This is a genomic window from Sandaracinus amylolyticus (assembly GCF_000737325.1).
GTDB lineage: Bacteria > Myxococcota_A > Polyangia > Polyangiales > Sandaracinaceae > Sandaracinus > Sandaracinus amylolyticus.
Genome location: NZ_CP011125.1, coordinates 5,799,671 through 5,818,556 on the forward strand (window position 1 = coordinate 5,799,671; position 18,886 = coordinate 5,818,556).

Below are 18,886 nucleotides of genomic sequence, written 5' to 3' on the forward strand. Positions count from 1 at the left end.
GGCACAACGCGCTCAATCGCCCTCGAGGCGCACCTCGGCGGCCTCGGGGCGCGCTTCGAACACAGAGAGCGCCTCGACGACCATCGGGTGGTTCAGCGCCTTCTTCTTCGTCGCTTCCCAGCGCGCGCGCTGACGCTCGGCCTCGAGCTCGGCGATGGTCTGGCCGCCGGGGTCGTTGCCCGCGCGCTCGATGACGGTCACGGAGGGGCGCGCGCCGAGGACGCGCTCGGCGATCTCGGCGATCGCGGCTCGGGCGTCGGGGGCGTCGGCCTGGCGCCGATAGAACGAGCCGGCGGGGAACGCGATCACGATCTCGTCGCGGCCGACCCGCGACGGCGACGCGTGGAGGAGCACCGAGCCGAGCGCAGGGCGCGTCTCCATGAGGACGGCGACGACGGTCTCCCAGCGGGTGGTCGCGTCGGGGTCGGCGGGGCGGGCGGGGGCACGGGCGGGGGCGACGGCGGGAGCGACGGCGGGTGCGACGGCGACGGCGGGTGCGACGGCGACGGCGGGTGCGACGGCGACGGCGGGTGCGGGCGCGAACGCCGCCGCAGGGGCGAACGCGGGCGCCGCCGGAGCGGGCGCGGGGCGGGACGCGGGCGCAGGGCGCGTCGCGGAGAGGGCCTGGAACAGCGCGTCGACCGAGGCGAGCGCCGGATCGACCGGCGCCGCCGAACGCGGAGACGGCGCAGGGTGTGCCGAAGTGGGGCCAGGACGAGCCACTTCGGGTCGGAGATCGGTCGCTACCGGTCCGACGGGGCTCCTCACCGGTCCGACGGGGCTGCCTACCGGTCCGACGACACTGCCTACCGGTCCAACTGCGCTGCCTACCGGTCCGACTTCGCTCGCGACCGGTCCAACCGGGCCGCCTACCGGTCCGACGACGCTGCCTACCGGTCCGACAGCGCTCGCTACCGGTCCGACAGCGCTCGCTACCGGTCCGACAGCGCTCGCTACCGGTCCGACAGCGCTCGCTACCGGTCCGACAGCGCTCGCTACCGGTCCGACAGCGCTCGCTACCGGTCCTACAGCGCTCGCTACCGGTCCTACAGCGCTCGCTACCGGTCCGACAGCGCTCGCTACCGGTCCGACCGCGTTCACTCCGACGCTGGCGCGGGTCGGCTCGGGCGCCGCCGCTGCGCGCGCGTCGCCCTCGTCCTCCGCGCGCAGCCCACCCGACGACGATGCGCTCGCCGCAGGGGCAGGTTCTTCTTCCGCGTCGTCGGCCGCGGGCATCACCGCGCGGCGCTCCGCCGTCTCGATGCGCGCGCCCGGGCCACGCAGCCGCTCGATCAGCGCGCTCGCGTCGTCGGGCGCGGCCGTCGCGCGCGGCGTGCGCGTCCCACCGCCGCCGCCACCACGACCGCCGCCGCCTCCGCCGCGCGGACCGGTCGGCGCCGGGCCCGCCGGGCGCCCCGACTGCAGCGCGTCGAGCCGCGCAACGATCTCCGCGATCGCGCGCAGCGGCGGGCGCGTCGCGAGGCGCACCAGGCCCATCTCGAGCGTCAGGCGCGGCATCGACGCCTTCGCGATCTCGTCGACGAGCAGCGAGAGCGACGCGAACGCGCGCTGCATCTCGAGCTCCTCGACGCGCTCCACGAGGTCGAGCGCCTTGCGCCGCTCTTCCTCGACGAGCGCGACCAGCTCGGTGCCCGGCCCCGCGACCTTCAGCACCACGAGGTCGCGCATCAGCTCGGTGAGCGCCTTCGAGAAGTGCAGCATGTCGAGGCCGCGCGTCGCGAGCGCGTCGACCACGCCGAGCGCGCCCGCGCCGTCGCCCTCGAGCACCGCCGCCGACGCGCGATGCAGCAGATCGCGATCCGCGATGCCGAGCACGCGCGCGACCTCTTCGCCCACCAGCGTCGTGCCCGCGAACGCGACGATCTGATCGAGCAAGGTCAGCGCGTCGCGCATCGAGCCCGCGGCCTCGCGCGCCACGATCGCGACCGCCGCGTCGTCCGCCTGGATGCCCTCGCGCCCGAGGATGTCGCGCACCCGCGACGCGACGACGCTCTGCGGGATCAGGCGGAAGTCGTAGCGCTGGCAGCGCGAGCGGATCGTGATCGGGACCTTGTGCGACTCCGTCGTCGCGAAGATGAACTTCACGTGCGGCGGCGGCTCCTCCAGCGTCTTGAGGAACGCGTTGAACGCGCCCGTCGAGAGCATGTGGACCTCGTCGACGATCACGATCTTGAAGCGGTCGCGCGCAGGACGGAACGGGATCGTCTCCTGCAGCCGGCGCACGTCCTCGACGCTGTTGTTCGAGGCGCCGTCGATCTCGAGCACGTCGAGGTCGACGCCGGTCGTGATCTCGCGGCACGGATCGCAGACGCCGCAGGGCTCGCTCGTGGGCCCGCGCGTGCCGCTGCCGTCGGGGCCCGCGCAGTTGAGCGCCTTCGCGAGGATGCGCGCGGTGGTCGTCTTGCCCACGCCGCGCACGCCGGTGAACAGGAACGCGTGCGCGACGCGGCCCGAGGCGATCGCGTTCCCGAGCGTGCGCGTGACGTGCTCCTGGCCGACGAGGTCGGAGAACGTCTGCGGTCGATACTTCCGCGCGAGGACCGTGTACGCCATGAGCGCGCGAAGATAGCAAATCCCCGCGCGAGGGGATCTCGACCGCGTGCTATCGCACGGCGTGGCTCTCGCTCACGACATCGTGCGCGCGCCGGATGGCACGCCGACGCGCAGCCTCTTGCTCCTGCACGGCATCCTCGGCAGCGGCGCGAACCTGCGCACCATCGCGCGGCGCTTCGTGCAGGCACGTCCCGACTGGGCCGCGGTGCTCGTCGATCTGCGGCGTCACGGCGCGTCGCTCGAGGCGTCCGGGCCCGACACGCTCGCGCAGGCCGCGGAGGACGTCGCGTCGCTCGCGCGCTCGCTCGAGGCGCCGGCGCGCGCGGTGCTCGCGCACAGCTTCGGCGGGAAGGTCGCGCTGCAGTGGCTCGCGACGGAGCGCGCCGGGCTCGAGCACGCGTTCGTCGTCGACAGCACGCCGGGCGCGCGCGTGGATGCGCGTGGCTCGGAGAGCACGGTGCGCGTGGTCGAGATGCTCGACGCGCTGCCCTACCCGTTCGCGTCGCGCGAGGCGTTCGTGAAGGCCGTGCAGGAGCAGGACCCGAGGCCCGCTATCGCGCCCTGGCTCGCGATGAGCCTGCGCCGCGGCGACGACGGCTTCCGGTTCGGGCCGCCGATCCCGTCGATCCGCGCGCTGCTCGCGTCGTACTTCGCGTCGGACCTGTGGGGCGTCGTCGAGGCGCCGCCCGAGGGCACGTCGCTGCACTTCGTGATCGGCGAGCGCTCGGGTGTGCTCGACGAGGCGGATCGCGCGCGTCTCGACGCGCTCGCGTCGCGCCAGCCGGGGCGCGTCACCGTCGATCGCCTGCCCACCGATCATTGGGTGCACGCCGAGGATCCCGAGGGCCTCGTGCGCGTGATGCTCGCGCGGATGGGCTGACTCAGGGCGCGTGCTGCTCGAGCACCGCGTCGCTCGTCGCGGGCGCCTGCGAGTCGCGCGCGACGCGATCACCGCCGCGCCCCTTCGCGTCGTACGACGCGCGATCCGCGCGCTGCAGCAGCGTGCGCGCGTCGTCGGCGGTGCGCGCCTGCGCGAGGCCGACGCTCGCGGTCACCGGGCGATCGGCATCGAAGGTGGACCCGACCTCGCGGATGCCCTCCACGACGCGGTTCGCGACGTTCGTCCCCTGCGTCTCGTCGGTGTCGGGGAGGATCACGACGAACTCGTCGCCGCCGTAGCGGCCGACGACGTCGGTCTCGCGCACCGAGCGCGCGAGGCCGCGCGCGAGCTCCTGGAGGAGCAGATCGCCGCGCTGGTGACCGGTGTCGTCGTTCACGCGCTTGAAGCGATCGAGGTCGACCATGATCACCGCAAGCGACTTGCCGCGCCGCACGCGCGCGAGCTCGGCGTCGATGCGCTCCATCAGGTAGCGGCGGTTGTAGAGCTGCGTGAGCGGGTCGCGCAGGCTGAGCTCCTGCAGCTTCTTGTTCGCCGCGATCAGCTCCTGCTCGCGCCGCGCGTTCTGGTGCACGAGCGCGCCGACGAGCGCGGTGAGCGCGAGCGACATGACGGTCATCATCAGTCCCGAGCCGACCGCCTCGATCGGGTCGGGCGCCGACGCGATCCACGCCGGACCGTCGGGCGCGTAGGGCAGATGGCCGGTGCTCTCCGCGACGAGCAGGACGTCGTACGCGAGCGCGCCGATCGCCGCGAGCACGAGCCCTTCGCGCCGGCCGACGACGAGCGTGTTCATCATGCCCGCGAAGAAGTAGAGGGCGACCATCATGGTCGAGCCGCTGCCGACGCGATGCACGATGAACGTGATCATCGCGACGTCGACGAGGCCCGAGATCATCGCGCGCGCGAGGCCGCCGATCTTCTTCCAGATCATCCACTGGAAGACGCACGCCGCGAGCATGTACGCGACGAACACCGAGAGGTGCGCCGACATCGCGGGCAGCGCGCTCGGGAGGCCGACGAGCGAGAACACCGCGAGGACGAACCGCATCGCCGCCGCGGACAAGGTGATGCGCTCGCGATCGACGAACACGACGGCTTCGTGGCCCCCAGCGCCCGAGATCGTGACACAGAAGCGCGCGCGACGGGTGCCTCGATCGACACCTGGCGGGTTGCGGCGATTCCCGCGCGGCACCAGTGCTGCGGCTCGCTGCAGACGGAGATGGAGCGACGATGAGCGACACGCGGGCGGTGGTGGTGATCGGTGGGGGACCGGCGGCGGTGTCGGCCGCGGTGGAAGCGGCGCGACACGGCGCGGGCGTGACGCTGGTCGCGGAGGAAGCCATCGGTGGGCGCTCGACGCACGCCTCGCTCGTGCCCTCGAAGGTGCTGCTCCACCTCGTCGGCGAGCGGCGGGTGCGCAAGGTCTCGGGGCGCATCGACGCGGAGGACCTCGCGCACGTGATCGCGGAGATGGGGCGCGTCGCCGAGCACGAGGGCGCGCGGCTCTCGAAGCGGCTCGAGGACGCGGGCGTGGCGATCGTGCGCGGGCTCGCGCGCTTCGTCGCGCCCGATGCCATCGAGATCGCGCGCGAGGGCAAGGCGACGCGGCGCGAGCGCTTCGACGCGGCGGTGATCGCGACGGGGTCGGTGCCGTGGTTCCCGGCCGGGTTCTTCGGCGACGCTGCGGCGGCCGGCGGAGGGCGGCCCGACGGCGAGCGCGTCCTCGCGCCCCGGCACTTGCGCGCGCTGCGTGATCTGCCGCGCACGATGATGGTGATCGGCGGCGGCGCGACGGGCGCCGAGGCGACCCACGCGTTCCGCGAGCTCGGCGTCGAGGTGACGTGGATCGTCGACGACCTCGGCTTGTTGCCGGGGTTCGATCGCGAGCTCGCGGACTCGCTGGGCGACGTGCTGATGGAGCGCGGCGTGAAGATCGTGCACGGCAAGCGCGTGACGAAGGTCGCGCGCAGCGGCGAGAGCGTGACGGCGACGCTCGACGGTGGTCGCACCTACTCGGCGGAGCGTGCGTTCGTCGCGGTGGGACGTCGCGCCGACACGGCGCGGCTCGGGCTCGATGCGATCGGCGTGGCGGTCGACGCGCGGAGCGGCGCGGTGGTGGTCGACGACGCGCTGCGGTCGACGAGCGTTCCGAGCGTGCTCGCGTGCGGCGACGCGGCGGGCGGCGCGTTCGTCGCGAGCAAGGCGCACGTCGAGGGATGGATCGCGGGACGTCGCGCGGCCGGGCTCGATGCGCCGCGCGTGGTCGCGAACGGCTGGGTCGAGACGGTGTACAGCGAGCCGGAGCTCGCGCTCGTGGGGCTCTCGCCGCAGCGCGCGCGGTTCGCGAAGCGCGACGTCGACGTGCGCACGGTGTCGTTCGACGAGAGCGTGAAGGGCACGCTGCACGGCGTGGGCGTGGATCGGCACGCGCGCGGAATGCTGCGCGTGGTGTGCGATCCCGAGACGCGCGTGGTGCTCGGGGCGAGCGCGATCGGACCGCACGCGGCGGAGGTGCTCGGTCCGATCGCGGTCGCGGTGCGGGCGAAGATGACGATCGAAGAGCTCGGCGCGGCCGGAATGGCCGCGCCGACGTTCGGTGAGCTGGCAGGCGTGGGCGGGCGGAGCTGACGCGGCCGAGCTCAGGGGCCGCCGGTGGCGGGAGCGCCTCGAGCTCATCATCGAACACGGGGCGCGATCTCGGCACGGGATGGGTCGGACCCATCGAGATCGAGTTTGGCGGCGGTCGCGATGGGTCGGACCTATCGAGATCGAGGTTGGCGGCGGTCGCGATGGGTCGGACCCATCGAGATCGAGTTTCGAGTCGATGAGGGATGGGTCCGACCCATCGAAATCGAGTTTCGCGTCGATGAGGGATGGGTCCGACCCATCGGGTGCCGAGTTTCGCGTCGATGAGGGATGGGTCCGACCCATCGAAATCGAGTTTCGAGTCGATGAGGGATGGGTCGGACCCATCGGGTGCGGAGCTGAAAGTCGACATGGGATGGGTCGGACCCATCGGTCGCCGACTTTCGAGTCGATGAGGGATGGGTCGGACCCATCGAGATCGAGTTTGGCGGCGGTCGCGATGGGTCGGACCCATCGAGATCGAGGTTGGCGGCGGTCGGGATGGGTCGGACCCATCGAGATCGAGCTTCGAGTCGGTCGCGATGGGTCGGACCCATCGAGATCGAGCTTCGAGTCGGTCGGGATGGGTCGGACCCATCGAGATCGAGCTTCGAGTCGGTCGGGATGCGTCGGACCCGCTGCGGGTGATCGCGGCCGTTACAGCGCATCGCGTCGCCGTGGCCGTCACCGGCACGCGCGGCATGTTGGTGTGGTGTGCGATCCCGAGACGCTCGCGTGAGCGCGATCGGGCCGCACGCGGCGGAGGGGCTGGGGCCGATCGCGGTCGCGGTGCGCGCGGGGATCACGATCGAGGAGCTCGGCGCGACCGGGGTGGCCGCGCCGACGTTCGGGAGCTGGCAGGCGTGGGCGGGCCGAGCCGAAGCTCACTCGAGAGCGTCGAGCTCGGTCACCAGGTCCGCGGCGAAACGATCCGGCTGCGCGACGATCACTCGCTGCTCGCCGGGAACCGGGAACACCGCGACGAATCGCTGGTCCCGAGTGAGGCCGGGTGTCCATCGCTCCAGCCACGCGTCGAGATCGATGCGGACGGCCTCACAGCCCGCCCACGCGTCGACCGCGCACGCGGCTGCGTAACGGGGGTGCGGCCAGACGGCGACGTACACGGCTCCATCGGGCGCGTCACCGCTCACGTAGCCATCGTCCGAGCGCAGGCTCCACAGAGCAGCCTCGTCCGCGATGTGCTTGACCGCGTACGCGTAGCGGTCGTCGCGGTTCAGACGGAGCACCGACGCGATCTCGCGATCGCTCGGGTGCCACCCGGTCGAGCTCGCCACGTCGTCTCGCTCAGCCCGGGCCTGCGACGCAGACGCGGTTGATGCAGGTCAGGCCCATGTCGGGGCAGCAGTCGGCGGTGGTGCTGCAGGTCTCGCCCGACTCGCGGCAGTTCTCGGGCGGAGGCGGCGAGCACACCGGCGCGCCACCGCCCGCCGGCGGACGGCAGTCGCCGCCACAGCACTCGCTGCCGACGCTGCAGCCCTCGCCGTCCTCGCGGCACGGGCGCGGCGCCCAGTACGCGCTGATGTTCGCGCTGAGCGGGTTCTGGCCCGGGAGCCAGTAGGGCACGGCGCTCGGGTCCTCGCCGGGGGCGGCGCCGACGCGGATCGCGGCGACCCAGATCTGCTGGCGACGCGTCAGCGGGCGCGTGACGTTTCCGCGCGGCGCGTTCCCGTAGTCGCGACGCGAGAGGAAGCTCATCCAGTAGTACTCCGGCGGATCGCCGGAGGTGAACGGCGAGAACCGCGGCTGGTAGTCGAGCCGCGCGGCGCTCGATGCGCGCGCGAGGTGGGTCACGCCCGTCCCGTCGCCGCTCATGACGTAGAGCGAGGAGAGATCACGCTCGCTGCGCGAGCCGCCGCCGTTCGCGAACGCGATGCGCTGAGAGTCGGGCGACCACGTCGGATAGCTGTCGGCGGTCGAGCCCGGGATCGTCGAGGCGACGTGGATCGTGACCGGCGAGCCGACGGTGTCCGCCGCGGGCACCGGCAGGATCGCGATGTTGCCCGTCGTGAACTCGCCGCCCCAGCTGTTCGCGCCCTCGACGTACGCGATGCGCGTGCCGTCGGGCGACCACGCCGGGTGCGTTCCGCTCGGCGCCGTACCGCTGATCGGCACCTGCGTTCCGGCGAACGGGTCGTAGAACCGGAGCTGGCGCGTGGCGGCGTCGTGGTCGTTGTAGGCGACCACGAGACGCGTGTCGTCAGGGCTCCACGACGAGAACCACCAGGTCAGCGAGCTTGCCGTCAGCGGGTAGACGGTGGGAGCAGGGTTGGCCGACAGGTCCGTCGTGAGATCGAAGAGGCCCCCGATGTTGTTGCCTCCGCCGAGCCGGCCGGCCATGAAGCGACCGCTGTTCGAGACGCTGTGGCAGCCGACGCAGTTCTCGCCGGTCCACGGCGACGCCGGCGGGGTCGGCATGAACGACGTGGCGCTGCCCGCGCCATCGTCGATGCGCACGATCCGCCCGGCCTCGATGTCCCAGTAGTAGACGCTGCCGGTGAGCGCGGCGCGCGCGAAGGTCATGTGGATCGTCGCGCTGCGAACGAGCTGGCCGCTCGCCGCCTCGAGACGATCGACGACGAGCTGCGCGGGCGCGTCGGGATCGGTCTGCGCGAGCGAGCGCCACGCGGTCTCGTCGACGAGCCAGTGCATCGCGGGGTCGTACGCGAGGTACGCGCGCACGGTCGCGCTCGGCTTGGTGATCGTGACGCGGAAGAGGTCACCGGGCGCCGAGGTCGTCCACTGCACGTCGGCCGGGTAGACGTTCTGCGGCATCACCACGCCGTCGAGCGGGTACACGACCGCGCTGCGCGCCGCGTCGTCGACCGGCGTGAGCGCGTCGATGCGCGTGACGTCCTCGTCGGTGACTCCGTCGCCGCGCAACGTGCGGCGGATGCTGACCGTGAGGGGCGCGGTCGCGGTGAGCACGGTGCCGCCCGGGCCGGGCACGCTCAGCGTCACGGTCGCGGCGCCGCCGATCACGCCGTTCGCGGCGAACTCGCCGCTCGGCTCGTCGAGGTCGCCGAGCGAGACGTTGTCGATCGTGAACGACGGCCCGTTCGACGGGCGCTCCACGCCGTCGTCGAAGACCGAGATCGCCATGAAGTCGACGGTCGGGCGCGAGCCGTCGATCGACTCGAGGGTCGCGGTCGCGGGCTCGATGCGCACCGAGACGATGCGGCTCGTCGGCGCGTCGATCGGCATCGCGTCGAGCCCCGGCACCGCGCCGTCCTGGCCGCGGGTGCACGCGTTGTCGATGCACATCTCGCCGGTGCGGCAGTCTCGACTGGTGTCGCAGCTGCGGCCGCCCGGCGGGTCACCACCACAGTCGCAGCCGAGCGCGAAGACGAAAGCGAAGGCGAAGAGGACGGCGGAAACGACCGGAGCGCGCGTCATTGCGACACGGTACGCGTCCTCTCGGGGCGGATCACTAGCCAAATCGGCCACGATCGAGCGACATCTCACTCGCACGGCGCGAGATAGCCCATCGCGCGCTGGCCCACGATCAGCTCGCGGGCGTCTTCGCCGAGCTCGACCACGACCTCGAGCACCTTGGTGTCGATGCGCTCGGTCGGCTCGTCCGAGCGCACGTTCTTCCGGCCCATGCGCCTTCCGATCGCGACGACGCGACCGTCGAAGAAGCGATCGGGGAACGCGTCGACCGAGATGCGCGCCGCCGCCCCTTCGCGCACGCGCGCCACGTCGCGCTCGTCGACGTCGATGCGCGCGCGCAGACGAGAGGTGTCGCCCATCACGATCAGCGGCTCCGCGCCGCCGGGCTGCGCGTACTCGCCGACGCGGAAGTGCACCTCGAGGACCTCTCCGTCGACCGGCGCGACGATGCGCAGTCGATCGAGCGCGGCGCGCGCCTGATCGCGGCGCGCGATCGCGGCCTGCAGCTGTGCGTGCGCGACGAGCACGTCCTCGCGACGGCCGCTCTGGCCCGCGCGCTGCCGCGCCGACGCAGTGAGCGCGCTCAGGCGATCCGCATCGGCTTGTCGTCGGGCGCGCTCGAGCTCGTCGACGGTCACGCCGCCGCCGCGCGACGCCGCCTCGAGGCGCGCGAGCACGCCGGCGGAGAGCTCTGCGCGCGCGCTCGCGGCCTGCGCGTCACTGGTCAGCGCTTCGAGATCCTCGGCGCGCACCCCACGACGGCTGCGCACGAGCGTCGCCTCGGCCACCGCGACCTCCGCCTCGGCGGCGGCGAGCGCGGCTTGCTCGGGGCCGCTCTCGAGCTCGACGAGCAGCGTGCCCGCGGCGACGCGCTGCCCTTCTTCGACGTGCACCGCCGCGATGCGGCCCGCGACCGCCGGCGCGAGGCGCGACTCGGGGCGCGCGGGCTCGATCAGGCCGAGCCCGCCGACCCACTCGCCGTCGGGCGTGCGCAGCGTGAGGTCGTGCTGTTGGCCCGGTGTCGGCTCGGTGCGCGCGGCGATGTCGCGATCGACGTCGCGCGGCGCGGTGTCGGTGCCCGCGAGGGCGGTGCGCACGACGACGACGGTGAGCAGCGCGACCAGGGCGATCAGCAGGACGGGGCGGAGGTATCGACGAACGACGTGCATGTCAGTGTCCCTCGCTCACGATGCGGCCGTCCTCGATGTTCACGATGCGGTCCGCGAGGTGGAAGATCCGGTTGTCGTGGGTGACGACGACGACGGTGTGCCCGCCCTCGCTCGCCATCTGCTTGAGGAGCTGCGTGATGCTCATGCCGGTCTCGGCATCGAGGCTCGCGGTGGGCTCGTCGGCGAGGATGATCGGCGGCGCGCCCGCGACCGCGCGCGCGATCGCGACGCGCTGGCGCTGACCGCCGGAGAGCTCGCTCGGCAGGCGATCGGCCTTGTCGCCGAGGCCCACGCGACGCAGCAGGTGCTCGGCCTCGCGGTTCGCCTCGCGCACCGACCAGCCGCGCATGCGCATCGGGAGCGCGACGTTGTCGCGGCAGTCGAGCGACGCGACGAGGTTGTGCCCCTGGAAGATGAACCCGATGTACGAGAGGCGGAGGCGCGGCAGGTCCTTCTCGCGCTTGCCCGCGAGCGACTCCTCGAAGAGCCGCACGTCGCCGCCGCTCGGCGTGAGCACGCAGCCGAGGATCGAGAGCAGCGTGGTCTTACCGCTGCCCGAGGGGCCGTTGAGCATCACGAACTCGCCCTCGCGCGCGTGGAAGTCGACGCCGCGCAGCGCGTGCACCGCGACGCTGCCGGTGCCGTACGTCTTCGTGACGTTCGTCGCTTCGATCGTGATCATCGGAAGACCATCCCCGGCTCGACGTTGCGCACGCGCACCAGCGCGAGCGTCGACGCGAGCACGCAGAGCACCGCCATCCCGACGTACGAGCCGAGCCACATCCACGTCGGCAGCACGAGCGAGAGCTGCGGCGAGCGCATCCCCTCGGCCATGCGCGTGACGAGGAAGAGCCCGAACGTCGTGCCGAGGAACGCGTAGAGCAGCGACTGCGCCCAGAGCAACGACGCGAGGTCCCACGTCGTGCAGCCCATCGCCTTGAGCGTCCCGAACTCGCGCACGTTGTCGACGACCGCGGAGAACATCGAGAGCGCGACGATGACGAAGCCGACGATCACCGCGAACGTCGTCGACGTGCCGAAGCTGATCCCGAGCTGCTCGGCGAGCAGGTACGCGACGATGCCCGTCGAGAACTCGCGCGCCGTGACGACGCGGAGATCGGGAAGGCGCGCGGCGAGCGCGTCGCGCAATCGCTCCGGAGACACCCCGTCGCGCGCGCCGACGAGCACGAAGCTCGTCTGATCGGTGGCGATGCCGAGGACGTCGCGCGCGGTGTCGTGCTCGGCGAACGCGTAGGGCGGCGCGAACGGCGAGAGGCCCCAGGTGAAGCCGCCCGCGACGACGCGGCGCCCCGACATCTCGCGCACGCTGCGGAGGTTCATCCCGCCGAGCTTCGTGCGCTGCGAGTCCTCGAAGAACACGACGTCGGGATCCGCGAGGTCGCGCGGATCGCCGGCGACGACGTTCCACGGTCCGCCGGCGAGGCGCGGCAGGCGCGTGCCGACGAGCGAGACGGGCTCGTTTCCGCCGTCGGGACGGCGCACCGTCGCGGTGCCGAACGCGAGCGGCTCGGCCCACTCCGCGCCCGCGGTGGTGCGCGCGAGGGAGAGCGTGGAGAGCGCGATCGGCGCGCCGCCCTGCAGCGTCTCGGTCTGCGGCGGGAGGATCCAGACGTCGGCGCCCGCGTGATCGACGAACATCGTGTTCTTGTCGAGGAGCGCGAAGAGCACGCCCAGCTGCTGGTTCACGAGCACGACCGCGAACACGACGCCGAGCAGCGTGCCGACGAGCTTGAAGCGGTCGTGGAACATCATGCGGACGGCGAGCAGCGCCATCAGGCGGAGGCGCCCTCCCCGGCCGCGCACCGCGCTGCGCCGCGGTCGCGCGATCACGTCGTTCACGGCGTGCCTCCCGCGTCGATCGAGAGGCCGCTGCGGAGACGGAGCGCGAGCCGCGAGACCTCGAGATCCGCGTCGGCTTGGATGCGCTGCACCGACGCGCTGAAGAGATCGCGCTCGGCCTGGCTGAGCTCGAGCTGGGTGCCCGTGCCCGCCTCGGCACGGGCGCGCGCGACCACGGCGGCGCGCTCGCTCGCGGCCTCGGCGGCGCGTGCGGAGCGGGCCCGCGCGACGAGCGAGCGGACGCGATGCCACGCCTCGTAGATCGACGTCTCGGCGCTGCGCTGCGCACGATCGAGGCGGACCTCGGCGAGCGCGATCTGTCGCTCGCGCGTGCCCAGCGACGCGGGACGCCCGAAGTCGAGCACCCAGCTCGCGCTCACGCCGACGGCCCAGAGCGCCTCGGGGCCGAACCCCGCGGCGTTCGTGATGCGCTCGCTCGCGGACGCGGAGATCGTCGGGAGCATCGACTGCCACGCGGCATCGCGCGCGAGCTCGGCGGCGCGCACGTCGTGCACCGCGGCGCGCACCGCGGGGAGATCGCTCGCGGCGCGCATCCACGTGGCGAGGGGCGCTTCGTCCTCGAGCGACGCGTCGAGCGAGGCGCGCGTGCCGTCGGGCTCGAGGCTCGTCGCGACGTACAGCTGTCGCGACGCGAGCGCCTCCTGGAGGTCCGCTTCGGCGACGCTCTGGTGCGCGCGCTCGACGTCGGCGATCGCGCGTTGTCGATCGAGCTCCGACGCGAGGCCCGCGTCGGCGCGCGACGAGACGACCGCGAGGTTCTCCTCCGCAGCAGACAGCGTGCGCGCCGCGGCGTCCTGGACCGCACGCGCGGCGACGAGCGCGTGGTACGCGGTGACGACCGAGACGCGCACGTCGATCGCGCGCGCGTCGGCGCGCATGGTCTCGGCGTCCGCGCTCGCCTCGGCGCCGAAGAAGCTCGACCACGCGCCGACGTCGATCAGCGGCACGGTGAGCGCGACGCGCGCCTCGAGCTGATCGTAGGGCGTGATCACCGCGCGCTGCGTCTGCAGCATGCCGGTGTCGTCGGGCGCGGGGAACTCCGCGACGACCTCGGCCTGGTTGCGCGTGTAGCCCGCGCTCGCGCTCAGCGACGGCAAGAGGCGCGCGCGCGCCTCGTCCACCTGCGAGCGCGCTTGATCGCGCGTGAGCTCGGCCTCGCGCACGTCGAGCGCGCCGCCCTCCTCCGCGGCGCGGAGGAACACGTAGAGCGGCTGCTGCGCGCTCGCCGCCGATGGGAGCGCGAGCAGCGCGACGAGCAGTGGGACGCGAATAATGAGTGATTGCATACTCAATAACTCCGCAGACGAGGACGACCCGGATGACGGGGGATCCGGACGACGACTACCTGCGCTTCGGCTTGGTCGGAGCGCCTTCGGGCACCGCGCCCGAGACGAGGATCTCGACGAGGCCGCGCACGAACGTCTCGGCCGCGATGGGCGCGGGATCCTGCCCCGCGAGCGAGACCTCGAGGTGCACGAAGCTGAAGAGGGACCCGAGGATCGTGCGCGACATGACGTCGACGTCGATCGCGCGGAGGCGGCCGAGCTTGCGCTCCGCGTCGAGGTACGCCGCGAGCTTCTTGCGCGAAACGATCGGGGGCGACGTGTCGAAGTCGCCGAGCCGGCGATGATGCTCGCCCACCGACTGCGCCATCAGGATCGAGGGCATGATCAGGCGGAACAGCGCGACGATCTCGAGCGCGATCTCCTCGAGGTTCTCGCGGATGGTGCGCGTGCCGACGCGCGACGGGAGCTTCGCGATCCAGCCCATGTCGGCGATCGGGATGGGCGCCATGCACGCGAAGAAGAGCGCCTCCTTCGTCTTCCAGCGCTTGAAGATGCTGCCCTCCGACACGCCCGCGCGCGCCGCGACCTCGGCGGTGGTCGCGCTCGGGCCGCGCTCGAGGAACACCTCGCGCGCGGCGTCGAGGATTGCGTCGTCGGAGATCGTGGTCGGGCGGGCCATGGGAAGGACGAGGAGGCTCGCAGGAGCGCGGGGCCGGGGGCTAGCGCCGCGGTTCGTGAGTGAGTGCTCAGTTATTGATGGCAGTGGGCGCGGGCGTCAAGGGGGAGCTGCGTCGGGGTTGACGTCAGCGTCCGCGTCGGCGTCGGCGTCGGCGTCTGCGTCTGCGTCTGCGTCGGCGTCGGCGTCGGCGTCTGCGTCCGCGTCGGCGTCAGCGTCAGCGTCGGCGTCTGCGTCGGCGTCGGCGTCTGCGTCTGCGTCGGCGTCTGCGTCAGCGTCTGCGTCTGCGTCTGCGTCAGCGTCTGCGTCAGCGTCAGCGTCCGCGTCGGCGTCGTCAGCGTCGGCGTCGGCGTCTGCGTCTGCGTCTGCGTCCGCGTCCGCGTCCGCGTCCGCGTCCGCGTCGGCGTCAGCGTCCGCGTTTTGCGCGCGAGGACCGCTGTCTCGATCGCAGGGCGGGGGGGCCGCTCGGGCTTCTCGAGCGTGCCGACGTGCTCGACCGCCTCAACGATGACCGCTTCGCGGTCACCCGTGCTCGCCTCCTCCGCTTCGCTCCGTGCGGCTCCGCGCGGGCGCTTCGCGTCGTTGACCCGGTCTGCGCGCGACGGCGGGAGGCGGGTGCCCGGAGGCGGGCGAAACGGAGGACGAGATGCTGAAGATCACGGAGAACGCAATCGAGTGCTGTCGCGACGTGAGCCGGATCGCGAAGCAGGTCGCGAAGCACGACCGATCACTCGCGGATCAGCTTCGACGCGCGATGGCATCGGTCGCGCTGAACGCAGCCGAGGGCAGCGGCGCACACGACGGCAATGGACGAATGCGGCTCCGAACCGCGCTCGGAAGCGCACGCGAGGTCGACGTCGCGCTGCGCGTCGCAGAGGCGTTCGGATACGTCGACACGCTCGACGCGAAGCTGATGAACCGACTCGATGCGCTCTGCGCAGTGCTCTGGAAGCTGACGCGGTGAACCGTACGTGCGGCGGCTGTGCAGCACGCAGCCGCCGCACCGCGTCCGACGAGCGCGAGCGTGAACGCGCCGAGCGGCCGCGCTGCGCGCGACACTCCTCCGCACACGTCATGCGACGCTGCGGCGACGTCCACACGCACCGCGAGGCCGACGCGCACGCCGACACCGACGCCGACGCCGACGCCGACGCCGACGCCGACGCCGATGCGGACGCCGACGCTGACGCGGACGCCGACGCCGACGCCGACGCCGACGCGGACGCTGACGCCGACGCGGACGCCGACGCCGACGCTGACGCCGACGCTGACGCCGACACCGACGCGGACGCCGACGCTGACACCGACGCGGACGCCGACGCCGACGCGGACGCCGACACCGACGCTGACGCCGACGCCGACGCCAGCTCCGACGCGAGCGCGCCTCCTCCCCGGCGCGCGCGCGGCGCAGCGCGCCGACAGCACTCGAAAAAGCGCTATCGTCCGCGTCCCATGACGCTCGACGCCGCGCACGCTCCGCTCGCTCAGCACGTGAAGGGCGCGCGCGATCCCGACGCGCTGCTCGAAGGGTTCCTCGCGTACGCCGAGGAGAAGAAGCTCTCGCTCTACCCCGCGCAGGAGGAGGCGATCCTCGAGCTCTTCGCGGGCAAGCACGTCATCCTCGCGACGCCGACCGGCTCGGGAAAGTCGCTCGTCGCCAGCGCGCTCCACGCGAAGTCGATCGCCGACGGGACGCGCTCCTTCTACACCGCGCCCATCAAGGCGCTCGTCGGCGAGAAGTTCTTCGCGCTGTGCCGCGAGCTCGGGCCCGAGAACGTCGGGCTCATGACCGGCGATGCGAGCGTGAACCGCGACGCGCCGATCGTGTGCTGCACCGCGGAGATCCTCTCGAACCTCGCGCTCCGCCGCGGCGACGACACCGGCATCGCGTCGGTGGTGATGGACGAGTTCCACTACTACGGCGATCGCGATCGCGGCGTCGCGTGGCAGATCCCGCTGCTGCGCATGCCGCGCGCGCAGTTCCTGCTGATGAGCGCGACGCTCGGCGACACGAAGGTCTTCGAGCAGGACCTGAAGGAGCGCACCGGGCGCGACGTCGTGACCATCCGCTCGATGCAGCGTCCCGTCCCGCTCGAGTGGGAGTACCGCGAGACGCCGCTGCACGAGACGCTCGCCGAGCTCATCGCGAAGAACCGCGCGCCCGTCTACGTCGTGCACTTCACGCAGCGCGGCGCGGCCGAGCACGCGCAGGATCTGATGAGCGTCGAGATCGCGAACAAGGAGCGCAAGCACGAGATCAAAGAAGCGCTCCACGGCTTCCGCTGGGACACGCCGTTCGGCAAGGACCTCGCGCGCTGGGTGAAGCACGGCGTCGGCGTGCACCACGCAGGGCTCCTTCCGAAATACAGGCTGCTCGTCGAGAAGCTCGCGCAGAAGGGATTGCTCCCCGTGATCTGCGGGACCGACACGCTCGGCGTCGGCGTGAACGTGCCGATCCGCAGCGTGCTCTTCACGCAGCTCTGCAAGTTCGACGGACAGAAGACGTCGGTGCTCAGCGTGCGCGACTTCCAGCAGATCGCAGGCCGCGCCGGGCGCAAGGGCTACGACGATCGCGGCTGGGTCGTCGCGCAGGCGCCCGAGCACGTCATCGAGAACAAGATCGCGCGCGAGAAGGCGCAGGGCGATCCCAAGAAGACGAAGAAGCTCGTCACCAAGAAGCCGCCCGAGAAGGGCTACGCGCACTTCGACGAGCAGACGTTCGACCGACTGCGCAACGGCGAGCCCGAGCGCCTCGAGTCGCGCTTCAAGGTCTCGCACGGGATGATGCTCGCCGTCCTCCAGGGCGCGTGGGATCGCCACGGCGACGGGTGCCGCGAGATGCGCGCGCTGATCCGCGGCTCGCACGAGTCGCGCACCCGCAAGTTCCACCACGCGCGCCACGCGATCGCGCTCTATCGATCGCTGAAGGAAGCGGACGTGATCGAGATCGATCGCGGCGAGATCGCGGTGCACGGCGAGCTCCAGGAGGACGTGTCGCTGCACCAGACGCTCTCGCTGTTCGTGCTCGATACCGTCCCGAAGCTCGATCGCGACGATCCGCTCTACGCGCTGAACGTGCTGAGCGTCGTCGAGTCGATCCTCGAGGACCCCGAGATCGTCCTGATGCGTCAGCTCGACAAGCTGAAGGAGCAGAAGGTCAACGAGCTCAAGGCGCAGGGCGTCGAGTACGAGGAGCGGATGGCGGAGCTCGAGAAGATCGACGTGCCGCGCCCCAACCGCGAGATGCTCGAGGCGGCGCTCGAGGCGTTCTCGAAGGTGCACCCGTGGGTGCCCAAGGACGGCCTCCGCCCGAAGTCGGTCGCGCGCGACATGTACGAGCGCGGCGCGAGCTTCAACGAGTACGTGAAGGAGTACGGCCTCGCGCGCTCCGAGGGCGTGCTGCTGCGGTACCTGTCCGACGCGTACAAGGCGCTCGTGCAGAACGTGCCCGAGGCCGCGAAGACCGACGAGGTCTACGACCTCACCGACTGGCTCCGCGCGGTCGTGCGCCAGGTCGACTCCAGCCTGCTCGACGAGTGGGAGTCGCTGAAGGATCCCGACCGCGTCGTCGATCGCGCCGAGCACCCCGAGCGCTCGATCGAGACCGCGGACATCACCGCCGATCCGAAGGCGCTCACCGTGCTCGTGCGCAACGCGATGTTCCGCTTCGTGCGCGCGCTCTCGCGCCGCGCGTTCGGCGAGGCCGCGGCGATGGTGGTCGCGCCCGATGGCGATCCCGCGTGGACGGCGGAGGCGATCGCGCAGGAGCTCGTCGACTTCGAGGTCGAGCACGGCGCGGTGCGCATCGATCCCGCGGCGCGCGCGCCGCGCCACACGCGCATCGAGAAGGATCGCGACGTGTGGCGCGTCGAGCAGACGCTGCTCGACCCCGAGGACGCGGGCGACTTCTTCGTCGATGCGCGCATCGATCTGCCGCGTAGCCGCGACGAGGGTGATCTCGTCATCGAGCTGCGCGGGATCCGGCGCGCGTGATCCGGGACGCGACGGCGTGTCCCTTGCGACGCGCTAACCATTAGGAATTGCCCACGAATCAGCGAACGAATCGGGGCTGGGATCGGCGCTCTCCGTGCATATGGGACGCGCATCACCATGCGCTCCCTCGCCCTCGCCTCCGCCGCCCTCGCGCTCGTCGCGTGCGGGGCGCGATCTCCCGCGGCCGACCCGGTCGCGACCTCGGCGCCCGAGCGCGGCTGGCTGGTGTGGAGCGAGCCGGCCGAGGGCGAGGTGCGCACGACCTGGATCGATGCGAGCGGCGAGGCGCGCGCCGAGCGCCCGGGGCTCGTCATGGCATCGGGGAGCTCGCTGGTCGTGATCCAGCGCGAGCGCGAGACGATGGTGCTCC

At 72.2% G+C, this 18,886-nt stretch carries 13 protein-coding genes; 4 read left to right on the top strand and 9 right to left on the bottom strand.

Going from position 1 to position 18,886, the window contains the following annotated elements; genetic code table 11:
• Window positions 1-12: 12 nt before the first annotated feature.
• Entirely contained in the window at window positions 13-2,574 is a 2,562-nt protein-coding gene (gene dnaX / locus DB32_RS24465) for a DNA polymerase III subunit gamma/tau (protein ID WP_053235058.1), read from the bottom strand.
• A gap of 61 nt (window positions 2,575-2,635) precedes the next feature.
• Here dnaX and DB32_RS24470 point away from each other — a divergent pair, with 61 nt between their 5' ends.
• Entirely contained in the window at window positions 2,636-3,454 is an 819-nt protein-coding gene (locus DB32_RS24470) for an alpha/beta fold hydrolase (RefSeq protein ID WP_053235059.1), read from the top strand.
• 1 nt (window position 3,455) lies between these two features.
• Here DB32_RS24470 and DB32_RS24475 read toward each other — a convergent pair whose 3' ends face one another.
• The gene (locus DB32_RS24475) at window positions 3,456-4,565 is read right to left on the bottom strand and encodes a GGDEF domain-containing protein (RefSeq protein ID WP_157069353.1); all 1,110 of its coding nucleotides are present in this window, start codon (window positions 4,563-4,565) and stop codon (window positions 3,456-3,458) included.
• Between the two features lie 140 nt (window positions 4,566-4,705).
• Here DB32_RS24475 and DB32_RS24480 point away from each other — a divergent pair, with 140 nt between their 5' ends.
• Complete coding sequence (locus DB32_RS24480) at window positions 4,706-6,103, top strand: FAD-dependent oxidoreductase (protein ID WP_053235061.1); 1,398 nt, start codon at window positions 4,706-4,708, stop codon at window positions 6,101-6,103.
• Window positions 6,104-6,984: 881 nt separating this feature from the next.
• On the opposite strand, the gene DB32_RS24485 is transcribed toward DB32_RS24480, so the two are convergent.
• From DB32_RS24485 to DB32_RS24515, 7 genes are all read right to left on the bottom strand, one after another.
• Window positions 6,985-7,395, bottom strand: coding sequence for a DUF2750 domain-containing protein (locus tag DB32_RS24485; RefSeq protein ID WP_053235062.1), 411 nt, complete (start codon window positions 7,393-7,395; stop codon window positions 6,985-6,987).
• A gap of 10 nt (window positions 7,396-7,405) precedes the next feature.
• Window positions 7,406-9,514 (bottom strand): PD40 domain-containing protein, encoded by a 2,109-nt coding sequence (locus DB32_RS49635; protein WP_053235063.1) that lies wholly within the window; start codon window positions 9,512-9,514, stop codon window positions 7,406-7,408.
• Between the two features lie 65 nt (window positions 9,515-9,579).
• Entirely contained in the window at window positions 9,580-10,680 is a 1,101-nt protein-coding gene (locus DB32_RS24495) for an HlyD family secretion protein (RefSeq protein ID WP_053235064.1), read from the bottom strand.
• A 1-nt stretch (window position 10,681) separates the two neighbouring features.
• Entirely contained in the window at window positions 10,682-11,362 is a 681-nt protein-coding gene (locus DB32_RS24500) for an ABC transporter ATP-binding protein (protein WP_053235065.1), read from the bottom strand.
• Window positions 11,359-12,540, bottom strand: a complete 1,182-nt coding sequence (locus DB32_RS24505) for an ABC transporter permease (protein ID WP_053235066.1) — start codon at window positions 12,538-12,540, stop codon at window positions 11,359-11,361. The genes DB32_RS24500 and DB32_RS24505 overlap by 4 nt, the downstream gene beginning before the upstream one ends.
• Window positions 12,537-13,847, bottom strand: a complete 1,311-nt coding sequence (locus DB32_RS24510) for a TolC family protein (RefSeq protein WP_083457715.1) — start codon at window positions 13,845-13,847, stop codon at window positions 12,537-12,539. The genes DB32_RS24505 and DB32_RS24510 overlap by 4 nt, the downstream gene beginning before the upstream one ends.
• Window positions 13,848-13,902: 55 nt before the next feature.
• Entirely contained in the window at window positions 13,903-14,526 is a 624-nt protein-coding gene (locus DB32_RS24515) for a TetR/AcrR family transcriptional regulator (RefSeq protein ID WP_053235068.1), read from the bottom strand.
• Window positions 14,527-15,169: 643 nt separating this feature from the next.
• Between DB32_RS24515 and DB32_RS24520 the strand changes: the two genes are divergently transcribed.
• The gene (locus tag DB32_RS24520) at window positions 15,170-15,487 is read left to right on the top strand and encodes a four helix bundle protein (RefSeq protein WP_053235069.1); all 318 of its coding nucleotides are present in this window, start codon (window positions 15,170-15,172) and stop codon (window positions 15,485-15,487) included.
• Between the two features lie 110 nt (window positions 15,488-15,597).
• A complete protein-coding gene (locus DB32_RS24525) occupies window positions 15,598-18,516 on the top strand; it encodes a DEAD/DEAH box helicase (RefSeq protein ID WP_240481245.1) in 2,919 nt (972 codons plus the stop codon).
• Window positions 18,517-18,886 lie beyond the last annotated feature (370 nt).

Coding starts and splice junctions, on each gene's coding strand:
- dnaX (WP_053235058.1), bottom strand. CDS start 2,574: ATGGCGTACACGGTCCTCGCGCGGAAGTATCGACCGCAGACGTTCTCC.
- DB32_RS24480 (WP_053235061.1), top strand. CDS start 4,706: ATGAGCGACACGCGGGCGGTGGTGGTGATCGGTGGGGGACCGGCGGCG.
- DB32_RS49635 (WP_053235063.1), bottom strand. CDS start 9,514: ATGACGCGCGCTCCGGTCGTTTCCGCCGTCCTCTTCGCCTTCGCTTTC.
- DB32_RS24495 (WP_053235064.1), bottom strand. CDS start 10,680: ATGCACGTCGTTCGTCGATACCTCCGCCCCGTCCTGCTGATCGCCCTG.
- DB32_RS24500 (WP_053235065.1), bottom strand. CDS start 11,362: ATGATCACGATCGAAGCGACGAACGTCACGAAGACGTACGGCACCGGC.
- DB32_RS24510 (WP_083457715.1), bottom strand. CDS start 13,847: ATGCAATCACTCATTATTCGCGTCCCACTGCTCGTCGCGCTGCTCGCG.
- DB32_RS24515 (WP_053235068.1), bottom strand. CDS start 14,526: ATGGCCCGCCCGACCACGATCTCCGACGACGCAATCCTCGACGCCGCG.
- DB32_RS24520 (WP_053235069.1), top strand. CDS start 15,170: ATGCTGAAGATCACGGAGAACGCAATCGAGTGCTGTCGCGACGTGAGC.
- DB32_RS24525 (WP_240481245.1), top strand. CDS start 15,598: ATGCGACGCTGCGGCGACGTCCACACGCACCGCGAGGCCGACGCGCAC.